Genomic DNA, 318 nt, shown 5'->3' with positions numbered 1-318 from the left:
GAAAACCTCTATTTCGTGGAGCATCAGCTCGTCGATTTCCATGGGCTCCATACCGCCGCTGACCATCAGGCGCAGGTAATCCGTCAGGAAGTCCATGATATGAGAGTCGGCCAGAACGTCGGGATGCTCTTGAAATAGCGGTTTTCGAGCAAGAGGCTCACAGTCCCATCGACGCGATTGCCAAAGTGGGGGATGCCATGCCCGCCTTCGGTATCGTGGCGGCGGTCATGGGGGTTATCAAAGCCTTGACCTATGCGGACGCAACGGCAGAACAGATGGGGCAGATGATCGCCATGGCGTTGGTAGGTACCTTCCTCG

At 56.6% G+C, this 318-nt stretch carries 1 protein-coding gene; it reads left to right on the top strand.

All coding sequences use genetic code 11. The annotated features are described in order from the left end of the window. Window positions 1-134: 134 nt before the first annotated feature. Window positions 135-318 (top strand): MotA/TolQ/ExbB proton channel family protein (locus Q5762_RS40175; RefSeq protein ID WP_399495566.1); only part of this gene is annotated, 184 nt, incomplete at its 3' end.

Origin of the sequence: Streptomyces sp. P9(2023), assembly GCF_032436795.1 — a bacterium.
In the GTDB taxonomy this organism is placed as follows: Bacteria; Actinomycetota; Actinomycetes; order Streptomycetales; family Streptomycetaceae; genus Streptomyces.
Note: the sequence above shows the minus strand (reverse complement) of the source record. Positions and strands in the feature narration are given on the sequence as shown.